A 10,532-nucleotide genomic window follows, 5' to 3' on the forward strand; every position below is an offset into this window, starting at 1 on the left:
GAGATCTTCGGACTGCTCGGTCCGAACGGCAGTGGCAAGACCACACTCTTCCGCATCCTTTCCACGCTCATGCTGCCGGAGAGCGGGCGCGCGCTCGTAGCCGGCTTCGACTGCGCGACCGACCCGAACCAGGTTCGCCACCGCATCGGCGTCGTCTTCCAGGCGAAAAGCGTGGACGTGAAACTGACCGCGCGCGAGAACCTGTGGCATCAAGGGCACCTCTACGGCCTCTCCGGCACGAGATTAGCAAAGCGAATAGCCGAGATGCTGGCGCACGTCGGCCTGTCTGACCGCGCCAACGACCGCGTGGAAACATTCTCTGGCGGGATGCAGCGGCGCGTGGAGCTGGCCAAGGGCCTGCTACATCGTCCGCAGGTCCTTCTGCTCGACGAGCCCACCACCGGACTCGACCCCGGCGCGCGCCGCGATATGTGGCTTTACCTGGATCACGTGCGCGAGGCTGAGGGCGTCACCGTCATCGTCACCACCCACCTCATGGACGATGCCGAACGCTGCGACCGCCTCGCCATCCTGAACGAAGGCAAGCTCGTCGCGCTCGGAACCCCCGCAGAGCTGAAATCCACATCCAAGCTGGACGGCGACGTCATCGTGATCGAAGCCCGCGAGCCGGAGTCGTTGGCCGCGCGCATCGCGCAGCGCTTTGCGGTCGCGCCCACCGTCATCGAGAACAAGATCCGCCTGAAGCGTGCGCACGGACATCGCTTCATCACTGAGCTGGGCGAGGCTTTCCCCGGCGAGATCGACGCCGTCTCGGTCGCAAGACCAACACTCGAAGACGTGTTCATCGACCTTACCGGCCATCGCTTCTGGACCGAGCCGCAGCCAGACGCCGGGGCCGCGCATTAGGGCCGCGCATTAGGGATAAGCATTAGGGCTGCGCATTAGGGATAAGCATTAGAATCGAAATACCGCTTTCATATATGGCCACCACCACCATCTCGGAGGGATCACCCGCAGCCCAGGCGCTGGCGGCAAGTACGCCGACCACCGGCGCGGCCAGCACCGCTTTGGCCGCGGCGACGTTGTGGTGGCGCGAGATCGTCCGCTTCTACCGCCAGCCCGCGCGCGTGGCCGGCGTGGTCGCCTCGCCGCTGCTCTTCTGGATCGTCATCGGTTCCGGCTTTGGTAGCTCGTTTCGCGCCCCATCGGGAGGCGGCGCCCATTACCTGGAATATTTCTTTCCCGGCGCGCTCATCATGATCGTGCTCTTCACCTCCATCTTCGCCATGATGAGCGTGATCGAAGACCGCAAGGAAGGCTTCCTGCTCTCCGTGCTGGTCGCGCCGGTGCATCGCGGGGCAATCGTCCTCGGCAAGGTGCTCGGTGGGACGACCCTCGCCGGCATCCAGGGCATGCTGTTCCTTATCTTCGCGCCCTTCATCGGCATCCGGATGGGCCTGGCGCAGCTCGCCATCACCGCGCTCGTCGTTTTCCTCGTCTCCTTCGCGCTCACCGCGCTCGGCTTCGCCATCGCGTGGCCCATGGATTCCAGCCAGGCATTCCATGGCGTCGTGAATCTGTTCCTTATCCCGCTGTGGCTGCTTTCCGGTGCGCTCTTCCCGCTCTCCGGCGCTTCCGGATGGCTGCGGATGCTCATGCGCGCCAACCCGCTCACCTACGGTGTGGACGCCCTGCGCATCACGCTCTTCCCCGGCGCTGGGTCCGAGCTGCCACTGTGGAGCTCGATCGGCGTGCTGGCGGCATTCTCGGTCGCCGCCTTCGCCGTCTCGTTCCTGATGGCGAATCGCCGCAGCCATCGGCCTCCCGCATAAACCTTATGGACGTCAGCTACCTTCCTGCGGTCAATGCGACCTTGAACGGGACGAGTGCCCTGCTGCTCCTCACCGGACGCGCACTCATCGCGCAGAAGCGTGTTGCCGCGCACCGCATGGTGATGCTCGCCACCGTCGTCACCTCCACGCTCTTCCTCATCTGCTATCTCGTCTACCATTCGCAGGTCGGCTCGGTGCGTTTCCCGGGACAAGGCTGGGTGCGTCCCCTTTACTACGGCATCCTGCTCACCCACACCGTGCTGGCCGTCGTTATCGTGCCGATGGTGCTGATGACGCTCGCGCGCGGACTCCGCGGCAACTTTGCGCGCCATCGCGCCATCGCCCGCTGGACCTTCCCGCTCTGGCTCTACGTCTCCGTCACCGGTGTCGTCATCTACGTGATGCTCTATCATCTTTATCGGGCTGGATGAGTGACGACACGGACGATCGCCATGGCACGCCTTCGGCTCAAACTCGATCTCAGCGGGACGCGCGGTGACGAAGCTTGGCGCGCGCTGAAGCACTTTGATCCGATCAAGGCCGCCGAGTACGGTCCGCAGTTTGGAACCAGCGGCGAGTGCCGCCACGCGGCCGGCGAACCGCACGCCAAAGGCGAATGGCGCGGCGCGCTCATCACCCTCGAAACGCCGCTGCTCGCGCAGTACGCGATGTCGCACTACCTGGAACAGCCGCGCGTGCTGGACGCGGACGTGGAATAGATCCTTATCTCTATGACCCAAGAGCAAGCCAACAACGACCCTGCCTCTGTCTCCACCGCCGAGGTTCCGGCTCTCGCGGTTCACCCTGCCGTTCACTCTAACGACAAGCCGCAGATGCCTCTGCGCACGCGCATCATCTTCTTCCTGGTGGCGTGGGCCATCGTGCTGCTGCCCTTCTATTTCTGGCGCTCGACCTGGTTCGGACGCGAACTCACCGACCAGCAGACCACCGAGTACTTGCACGACGACGCGAAACCACGCCACATCCAGCACGCGCTGGTGCAGGTCGGCAATCGCATAGTTAGTAAGAACGACAGTAAAGACCCCAAGGCCGAGCAGTGGTATCCAGACCTGGTGCGCCTCGCTACCCATCCGGTCGAAGAGATACGTGCCACCGACGCCTGGGTGATGGGCCAGGACCCGTCACGCCCCGAATTCCACCAGGCACTGCTCAGCATGCTCAATGACCGCGCCGTGCTGGTGCGCTATAACGCCGCGCTCTCGCTGGTCAGCTTCGGCGATGCCACCGGCCGGCCACAGATCGCCGCCATGCTGCGTCCGCTCGAGATGACGGCCCCCATCGCCGGACGCGTGGTCGCACGCGCCAAGCCCGGCGACGCCATCAACCATTCCACCGTGCTCCTGCGCATAGAAGGAATCCAGATCGCGGGCGCTCAAGAAGCCGCCGACGTCCGCTCGCCCATCGTCGGCCGGGTGAAAGCCATCCTGGTCAGTGACGGCCAGGAGGTGAAGTCGGGCGACAAGATCGCGGTGCTGGAACCTGGGGTGGAGCAGGCTTGGGAGGCGCTGCGCGCTCTCTACCTCGTGGGGAGGGCGGAAGACCTCGAGCTCGTCCGCCAGTACAAGCGGCAGTCGCCGGATTATCCCGACCGCGTGCGCCAGCAGGCGGAGCTGGCGGAGCGAGCCATTCTTCAGCGGGCGAAGAAGTAGTTAGGAGCTAGTAGCTAGGAGTTAGCAAGACCAAGAACGAGGGCAAAAGCAAAAGGCCGCTTGCGCGGCCTTCGTCATTTCTGAGTACCGGGCACTGGGTACTGAGTACTGCCCTACAGCGGCATCACTCCGACTTCCTTCTCCACTTCCACCGTGTCCACCATCGCGATGGCGTCCCACGGACAGCCATCGAGGAAGCTGCCGTCCGGCCCCTTGCTGGTGCACTTCTTGCATCCGATGCAGAGGATGGGATCGACCTGTATGCGCCCGAACGGCGGATGGTCCTCGTCCGGCACCCAGAACATGCAGTCTTCGATGGGGCAATACTCCACGCACGCGGGCGAGCCGGCGCAGCCGGTGCAGCACTCGGTGATGACGGCCAGCTCTTTCGGCTTTTTCTTGCGCGGGGTGGTGAGCCCCTTGGAGCGGGGCTCGTGCTTGAGTTCGTCGGGGACGAGGCCCGGGTTGCCACCAGAAAGATTGCCGCCGGGAACGACCGAGTCAGTAGCCATCGCGAGGATTATACAGTCGCTAGTCTCTCGTCACTAGTCGCCAGCATCGGCCGCGCCTCTTCTCTTGGAATCAGCAGGCCGGCATCCTTCATCAGCTTGATGAGCTTGCCGCGGAAGGGCTTCATCACCGCGAGCCGCGCGACCGAGAGCAGGTTCATCACCACATCGAGGGCGCCGTCGACCAGGCGGTGCGACCTCTCCTGTCCGGACGAGTCGTCATAGATGAAATAGAAGAGGAAGCCGAGGTGCATCACCCAGAGCAGTTGCGGCGCGATCTCGCGCAGGTCGGGCGGCATCTTCTCGTCCCCGATGGCCTGCTCCATCACCGCGATGGCGCTGGAGCGGAAGATGCGCGTCTCGGGCGCGAAGATGGAGAGCGGATGCTTGGGATTGCCGAAGAAGCGGAAGAGGGCGGACATCAGCCCGCGATCGTCCTTCAGGATGTCGAGTTTCGTGTGCATGACCACGCCTAAACGCGCGCGGAAATCCTTGGCTGCCATCAGCTCTTTAGCCAGGCGAAGCTCATGTTCTTCTTGAACCTTTTCGTAGTAGCCGAGGACGATGGCTTCCTTCGACGCGAAGTAGTAATACGCCGCGCCCAGCGACATGTTGGCGGCGGCGGCGACTTCGCGCATCGTCGTCCCTTCAAAACCCTTTTCGCGGAACAGGTTCAGCGCCACGGTGAAGATGCGCTCGCGAGTAAGGTCGCCCTTGGTGATGCGCTTTTCCTTGAACATGTTCAGATTCTCCGGCCAGGACAGCCCGAAGTCAAGTAGAAAGTGAACATGTTCGGGAATTCTTGAACTTCTGCCCGCGCTCGCCTTGCGCTTTTCGGCTACTCGCAACTCGCAACTCGGAACTCGGTACTCGCCCTTCTGCTATAGTGCAGGACATTCCCACAAAGCGGAGCGGATTTATGTCGAAGAGCGTCAACAAGGTCATCCTGATCGGCAATCTGGGCAAGGACCCCGAGGTCAAGTACACGCCAAGCGGCATGGCCGTGGCCAAGTTCTCCCTCGCCACCAACGAGCGCTTCAAAGATAAAGAAGGTGCTTGGCAGGATCGCACCGAGTGGCACAACCTGGTCGCCTTCCAGCGCACCGCCGAGATCGCCGGTGAATACCTAAAGAAGGGACGCACCGTCTACATCGAGGGCTCGCTGCGCACCAACTCGTGGGACGACAAAGAGACCGGGCAGAAGAAGTACAAGACCGAGATCATCGTGAACGAGCTCGTGCTGCTCGGCGGCGGACAGCGCGGCGAATCGGGCGGCGGCGAGCATGAAGCCGCATCCGGCGGCGCACGCTCGAAGGGCGCCTCGGCATCGGGCGGCGGCATGGACCAGCGCACCCCTGAACCTGCCACCGAGATCACCGACGAAGACATCCCGTTCTAGGCCTCTCCTAAACCTTTGCCAGGCTGCTCCTCGGTGAGCGGCCGCTCGTCTGCTCACCTCGGGAGTCGTTCTATTCGAAGATGAAGTCGAAGTATCCCAACAAGCTCGCCGTGGGCGCGGCGTGGCCCGGCTTTGACCGCCATCGAAAAGGGCTTGGCCAACTGCAAGGGCTGACCTTCTTTCGATGGGGCATGCTGAGAAGCGTCGCGAGCGAGTGTTTTCTCCAACGAGCGAGCAGCGCCGAAGCATCTTGGGTTTGGCCTTGCTTGTTATGATGTCGGCATGACTACCCAACCAGGTCCGGCGCGCTGAGCACCACTACCGCCATCCCCGACGCCGCCCCCGCCAGCTCTCCGCCGTTGCTGGCGCGGCCGGATCGCATCCTCTGCCTGCTACTGTTTGCCGGCGCATTCCTGTTGTTCCTGCCCTGGGCCGGTTTCCCCAACGAATACAACTTCGACGAGATGCATTACGTGCCCGCCGGTAAGTTGCTGGTGCCGCCACGCGAGAATCTGAACTGGGAGCATCCGCCGCTGGCAAAGTATCTGATCGGCATAGGGATCGCCCTCGCTGGGGACCGTCCGTTGGGCTGGCGCATCGCCAGCATGGTCTTCGGCGCGTTGTCGGCGGCGGGGATGTACGCGTGCGCGCTCGCCATCTTCCGCGAGCGCCGGCTGGCGCTGTGGGCCGCGCTCCTCACCCTCTTCAACATGATGCTGTTCGTGCTCGCGCGCACCGCCATGCTCGAGATCTTCCTGCTCGCCTTCCTGGTCTGGGGGATCGCGGCGATGTCGTTCGCGTGGGACCAGCGGCGTCCGCCGCGACAACTGCGCGGGCTGCTCGCCTTCGCCGGCGTGATGTTCGGCTTGGCCGCGGCGTGCAAGTGGGTGGGATGGGTCCCGGTGATCTTCGTCCTGCTGCTGTGGGCCGCGTTGCGCCTGCTGCAGCGCACCGGAGCAACGTTCTACCGTGCGGCCCAGCCGGATGACGACGAGTGGTATTCGCCGAGCCTGTGGCAGTCGCTCGCCTGGCGAGACATCGCCCTGTGGATGGTCATCACGCCGGTACTGGTCTATGCCGCCACCTTCATCCCCTTCCTATCGCTGCCCGGTGAGGAAGGCACCTTCGGGGACATTGCCCGGCTGCAGCTCGACATGGCCATCACGCAGGCGCGGATCACCGGCGTGCATTACTACTCCAGCCAGTGGTATCAGTGGCCCTTCGGACACACCCACGTCTGGTTCTACTTCAAGAACAACGAAGGCTGGACGCACGCCATCCTGCTGATGGGCAATCCTGCGATCCTTCTGCCCGGTTTTCTGGCGGCGCTGCTCTGCACCTGGATGTGGTGGAAGTGGCGCACCCGCGAGGCCTTCCTCGCCGTAGTGTGGTACTGGCTGCTCTTTCTCTGCTTCAGCGTGATCCCCCGGAAGGTGAGCTTCTTCCAATACTACTTGCCCGCGGCTTGCCTGCTCAGCCTGCCGCTCGCATATGTCTTTCGCCATTTCGGCGGGCCGCCACTGTTCCGGTTTGCCTGGGACCGATGGTTGTTCCTGGGGATCACGGTAGCAGTGTTCGCGCTGTTCTACGCGGTGCTGGTCGGTCTGCCGCTGCCTTCGGATTTCTCTCCCCGGTAGGGGACCAACCGATAGACGATCGCCGCCGAGTCCCAAAAGAAAAAGCGCCCGCCGCGTCGGGCGCTCTGGCTCTAAGCCTCGATGTCAACGGCGACGAACGCCATCGCAGTTCGTGCAGAAAGTCGGGCTCGGGGTCGTAGTGGTGGGCGCCGGTCCTGGAGAACCGGTGGTCGAGTAAATGATCGCGCCGACCGCCGCCACACCCAGAATGATCAGGATATTCCGCAACAGGTGGCCTTCTCCGCCGCCGCCGCCGCTGACGACACCGCTACCCGGATTGGTCTGATCGATGGCGTCCTGCTGCACGCTCGGAGGCGTCTGCGTGGGACCGGTGACCTGGCCATTCACGATGTCCACCATCTGCCCAGGTCCGACCGTCGCCATCACGGCACCGTTCACGCCGATGATCACCACCTGCCCGCTGAAGACGATCACCTGCATGTGACCGTTCTCATAGATCACGATGTAATCCGTGCCCACCACGCCGGCAACCGCGGTGGGGGTCTTGACCTGGAATCTTCCACCCGGCTTCGTGATCTGCACCACGCGGCTGCGCACCCGCCCATAGTTGAGCTCGAGATCGGTCTGTTGGCTGGCCGGATCGTGCTGCACGATCTTGAGTTCGCTGTTGGAACCGAGGCTCAGGATCGAACCATCGCGCAATTGCACGCGCGCGCGCCCGCCACCCGCGGTGCGGATGACGTCGTTCCACATCACATCGTCTTTGGTCTTCGCCGCTGAACCGTTACGCGTCGCTTGCGGCACCAGCGCAGTGATCTGGCCCGCGGGTTGCGAGCTGCTGGAGCCCTGCGCCAACGCCGGCAGCGGCGAAACAGTGAGGGCCAGAACAATCGCGACAAATCGGTAAAGGAAGCTATACGAAGCGCGCATGGAGGTTCACTCCGGCACAAGGACCGGTGCAGCAGCGGTATTGTTCCCTAAAAAGTCAAACAGGTCAACCCGCTTATCCCAGAGAGTCAACAGTTTACGTTTGCCGCAACTTTTGGTGCAAGGAGCGCGCTATCTGCCGGCCATGGAAGCGGCCATTCTCAATGAATATCTCGCTGGTACGGGAACCGGCCACGATCACCCCGGCCACGTAAATGCCGGGAACATTGGTCTCCAGGCTCTCCGGATCGGAGACGGGGCGGCTTTCGGCGGGCTCGAGCGCGATCCCCAGGGAGCGCATGAAACTGTAGTCGGGATGGTACCCGGTGAGGGCGAAGACAAAGTCATTCTTGAGGCGGACGTCGCCATCGGGCGCGGCGACGATCACGTAGTCCGGCCCGATCTCGCGCAGCCTGGACTCGAAATAGGCGCGGACCTCGCCCGCCTGGATGCGGTTCTCGATGTCGGGCCTGATCCAGTACTTCACGTTCGCATGGATGCCGGGGCCGCGGTGCACCAGCGTGACGCGCGCGCCGCGCCGCCACAACTCGAGCGCCGCGATGGCAGCTGAGTTCTTTCCGCCGACCACGACCACGTCCAGCTCGAAATACGGGTGCGGCTCGCCGTAGTAGTGCAACACTTTGGGCAGCTCTTCTCCCGGCACGCCCAGGGAGTTGGGCAAGTCGTAGTATCCGGTGGCCACGGCCAGCTTGCGCGCGTGGTGTACGTGCGCGGCGCCCACGCGATCGCGAGTGTGCACCTGGAAGTCGCCGTCGCTTCCCGCCACGCGCTCCACCCGCTCATACTGCCGCACGTTGAGCTGGTAATGTTCGGTGACCTTGCGGTAATACTCCAGCGCCTCTTCGCGCGTCGGTTTCTGGTGCGCGCTGGGAAAAGGGATGTCGCCGATCTCGAGCAGCTCCGGCGTGGTGAAGAACAGCATCTGCGGCGGATAGTGGTAGAGCGAGTTGACCAGGCAGCCCTTCTCGATCAGCACCACGCGGAATCCGGCGCGTTGCGCCTCGATGGCGCTGGCCAGCCCGGTAGGCCCGGCGCCGATGACCAGCAGGTCGAAGCGGGTGTCGCCGGCGGCGCTACTCTGGTTCATGCCTCCAATCTAAACGTTTCCTCGGCCAGGTTTCACCCTCGCGTCTATAATTTTCTGTTCGCTTCCATCTGACTCCAGGAGCGCCATGGCCACTGCCGAGAGCAAAAAGGCGACGCGCATCGAATCTGACAGCACGGGCACGATCGAAGTACCGGCAAACGTCTATTGGGGCGCGCAGACCCAGCGCTCGCTGCTGCACTTCGCCATCGGGCGAGACACCATGCCGCCCGAACTCATCCACGCTTTCGGCATCCTGAAAAAGGCCTGCGCGCTGGTCAACCAGGAGCTGGGCAAGCTGCCCGCGGAAAAGGCCAAGCTCATCGTCCAGGCGGCCGACGAGGTCATCGCCGGAAAGTTGGACAACCAGTTCCCACTGCGCGTCTGGCAGACGGGTAGCGGCACGCAGACGAACATGAACGTGAACGAGGTCATTTCCAACCGCGCCATCGAGCTGGCCGGCGGCGAGATGGGCTCGAAGAAACCCATCCACCCCAACGACGACGTGAACATGTCGCAGTCGTCCAACGACACCTTCCCCGCCGCCATGCACATCGCCGCGGCCGAGCGGGTGCAGCGCGCGCTCATCCCGGCCATCGAAGAGGTGCGGAACGCGCTCGATGCCAAAGCGAAAGAATTCGCCGGCGTCGTCAAGATCGGGCGTACCCACCTGCAAGACGCGGTGCCCCTGACCATGGGACAAGAGTTCTCCGGCTGGGTCGCGCAGCTCGACCGCGACGTTCACCGGCTCGAGCAGGTGCTCGAGGGTCTCTACGATCTGGCCATCGGCGGCACCGCCGTCGGCACCGGGCTGAATGCTCCCCCGGAGTTCGCCGAGCGGGTGGCGAAAAAGATTGCCGAACTCACCGGACTTCCCTTCCGCTCGCACGGCAACAAGTTTGCCGCGCTGGCGTCGCACGACGAGATCGTCTTCGCGCAGGGCGCGCTCGAGACCCTGGCCGCCTCGCTGATGAAGATCTCCAACGACATCCGCTGGCTCGCTTCCGGCCCGCGCTGCGGCCTGGGCGAGCTCTCCATCCCGGAAAACGAGCCGGGCTCTTCCATCATGCCGGGCAAGGTGAATCCCACGCAGGCGGAGGCGATGACCATGGTCTGCGTGCAGGTGCACGGCGCCACCGCAGCCGTGGGCTTTGCCGGCTCGCAGGGCAACTTCGAACTCAACGTCTACAAGCCGGTCATGATCTACAACTTCCTGCACTCGGTCACGCTCCTCACCGACGCCTCCCACGGATTCGTGGAATACATGGTCAAAGGCATCACTGTGAACCGCGAGAAGGTTGCCGAGTACGTGCGCAACTCGCTCATGCTGGTGACCGCACTGGCGCCCCGCATCGGCTACGACAAAGCGGCCCAGGTGGCGCACCACGCGCACGTGCAGAAGACCAGTCTGCGGGAAGCCGCGGTGAAGCTCGGCCACCTCACGGGAGAAGAGTTCGACCAGTTGGTGAAGCCGGAAGAGATGACGGGAGCGAAAAAGAAGTAGCGCAGGCCCAGTACACGCGCAAAACAG

Annotated in this window: 12 protein-coding genes; 8 read left to right on the forward strand and 4 right to left on the reverse strand. The window is 63.5% G+C overall.

Annotation, left to right across the window (positions count from 1 at the left end; all coding sequences use genetic code 11):
• From M3P27_04630 to M3P27_04650, 5 genes are all read left to right on the forward strand, one after another.
• On the forward strand, window positions 1-867 hold an 867-nt coding region (locus M3P27_04630; GenBank protein MDP9267597.1), incomplete at its 5' end, for an ATP-binding cassette domain-containing protein.
• Window positions 868-941: 74 nt separating this feature from the next.
• Window positions 942-1,793, forward strand: coding sequence for an ABC transporter permease (locus M3P27_04635; GenBank protein ID MDP9267598.1), 852 nt, complete (start codon window positions 942-944; stop codon window positions 1,791-1,793).
• A gap of 5 nt (window positions 1,794-1,798) precedes the next feature.
• Entirely contained in the window at window positions 1,799-2,224 is a 426-nt protein-coding gene (locus tag M3P27_04640) for a DUF420 domain-containing protein (protein ID MDP9267599.1), read from the forward strand.
• A 21-nt stretch (window positions 2,225-2,245) separates the two neighbouring features.
• A complete protein-coding gene (locus M3P27_04645; protein ID MDP9267600.1) occupies window positions 2,246-2,512 on the forward strand; it encodes a hypothetical protein in 267 nt (88 codons plus the stop codon).
• A 114-nt stretch (window positions 2,513-2,626) separates the two neighbouring features.
• Window positions 2,627-3,463, forward strand: coding sequence for a biotin/lipoyl-binding protein (locus M3P27_04650; protein ID MDP9267601.1), 837 nt, complete (start codon window positions 2,627-2,629; stop codon window positions 3,461-3,463).
• Between the two features lie 113 nt (window positions 3,464-3,576).
• Here M3P27_04650 and M3P27_04655 read toward each other — a convergent pair whose 3' ends face one another.
• Together M3P27_04655 and M3P27_04660 are read right to left on the reverse strand one after the other, a co-directional pair.
• Entirely contained in the window at window positions 3,577-3,975 is a 399-nt protein-coding gene (locus M3P27_04655; protein MDP9267602.1) for a 4Fe-4S dicluster domain-containing protein, read from the reverse strand.
• Between the two features lie 8 nt (window positions 3,976-3,983).
• Complete coding sequence (locus M3P27_04660) at window positions 3,984-4,712, reverse strand: TetR/AcrR family transcriptional regulator (protein MDP9267603.1); 729 nt, start codon at window positions 4,710-4,712, stop codon at window positions 3,984-3,986.
• Window positions 4,713-4,891: 179 nt separating this feature from the next.
• On the opposite strand from M3P27_04660, the gene M3P27_04665 reads away from it, so the two are divergent.
• Together M3P27_04665 and M3P27_04670 are read left to right on the forward strand one after the other, a co-directional pair.
• Window positions 4,892-5,371 carry a single-stranded DNA-binding protein gene (locus M3P27_04665; protein MDP9267604.1) on the forward strand — a complete coding sequence of 160 codons (480 nt, stop codon included), beginning with the start codon at window positions 4,892-4,894 and terminating at the stop codon, window positions 5,369-5,371.
• 359 nt (window positions 5,372-5,730) lie between these two features.
• Window positions 5,731-7,008 carry a glycosyltransferase family 39 protein gene (locus tag M3P27_04670; GenBank protein MDP9267605.1) on the forward strand — a complete coding sequence of 426 codons (1,278 nt, stop codon included), beginning with the start codon at window positions 5,731-5,733 and terminating at the stop codon, window positions 7,006-7,008.
• 84 nt (window positions 7,009-7,092) lie between these two features.
• Here the strand turns inward: M3P27_04670 and M3P27_04675 are convergent, their stop codons facing one another.
• Together M3P27_04675 and M3P27_04680 are read right to left on the reverse strand one after the other, a co-directional pair.
• Window positions 7,093-7,899, reverse strand: a complete 807-nt coding sequence (locus M3P27_04675; GenBank protein ID MDP9267606.1) for a FecR family protein — start codon at window positions 7,897-7,899, stop codon at window positions 7,093-7,095.
• 94 nt (window positions 7,900-7,993) lie between these two features.
• Window positions 7,994-9,004, reverse strand: a complete 1,011-nt coding sequence (locus M3P27_04680) for a YpdA family putative bacillithiol disulfide reductase (protein ID MDP9267607.1) — start codon at window positions 9,002-9,004, stop codon at window positions 7,994-7,996.
• A gap of 85 nt (window positions 9,005-9,089) precedes the next feature.
• Here M3P27_04680 and fumC point away from each other — a divergent pair, with 85 nt between their 5' ends.
• Window positions 9,090-10,505, forward strand: coding sequence for a class II fumarate hydratase (fumC, locus tag M3P27_04685; protein ID MDP9267608.1), 1,416 nt, complete (start codon window positions 9,090-9,092; stop codon window positions 10,503-10,505).
• The last annotated feature ends 27 nt before the right edge of the window (window positions 10,506-10,532 follow it).

The sequence above is a fragment of the Acidobacteriota bacterium genome (assembly GCA_030774055.1).
Classification (GTDB): domain Bacteria; phylum Acidobacteriota; class Terriglobia; order Terriglobales; family Acidobacteriaceae; genus JACPNR01.